The sequence below is a fragment of the Streptomyces sp. 13-12-16 genome, assembly GCF_002114215.1.
Lineage (GTDB): Bacteria > Actinomycetota > Actinomycetes > Streptomycetales > Streptomycetaceae > Streptomyces.
Genome location: NZ_NCTE01001233.1, coordinates 1 through 703, shown reverse-complemented (window position 1 = coordinate 703; position 703 = coordinate 1). Strand labels below are relative to the sequence as shown.

The 703-nt window shown below is 78.5% G+C and carries 1 pseudogene; it reads left to right on the top strand.

The window, feature by feature from the left end:
• Positions 1-703: pseudogene (locus B7767_RS38305) on the top strand (hypothetical protein); the annotation flags it as partial.

Genomic DNA, 703 nt, shown 5'->3' with positions numbered 1-703 from the left:
GGAAGGGCGTCCGGGTGTCGGCGACCCCGGGCACCCCGACCGGCGGCCCCGCCGGGCCGCCCCGGCTGCTGTACGCGGGGACGGTCGACACCGCGCGCGTGGTGGTCCTGTACGACGGCCTGCGCCTCGCCAGGTACGCCGAACCGGAGGCCGGCACGCAGGGGGCCGTGCTCGACCTCGCCCGCGTCGACGGCGCCGGCCGGGCCGGGTCGAGCGCGGTGGTGCTGAGCCGCGTCGACGGCAACCTCCGTTATCTGCTGGCGCCCTGGGTGCGCGAGGCGGACGAGCGGGACCTGCGCGAGCCCGGCTCGAAGGCGACGGCCCTCGCCTTCACCGACGGCGTGACCTCACCGCTGGCGAGTCCCGCCCTCCGGCCGGGGCCGTGCGCCTCCTGGAACGTGCTGCGGCTGACCGACGGCACCGGCACCCGGCTGGTGACCGACCTCGGCGAACTGGTCCCGGCCCACCTCACCGCCGGGCGCCCCGGCGAGACGCGTGAGGCCTCCGGCGCCGGGGCGCTGCGCACCTGGGCGCCGTACGCCTGCTCGCTGGGCGCGATGCGCTCGGCGGGCGTACGGAGCGTGAACGCCTGGGCGTTCGCCGAGCAGCCGCTGCCCGACGGGAGCGGGGAGGCGGCGTGGGTGTGCACGCGGGCGGAGACCTGGCGGGGCGGCGGGGCACGGGTGCTGGCGCAGTTCCACAC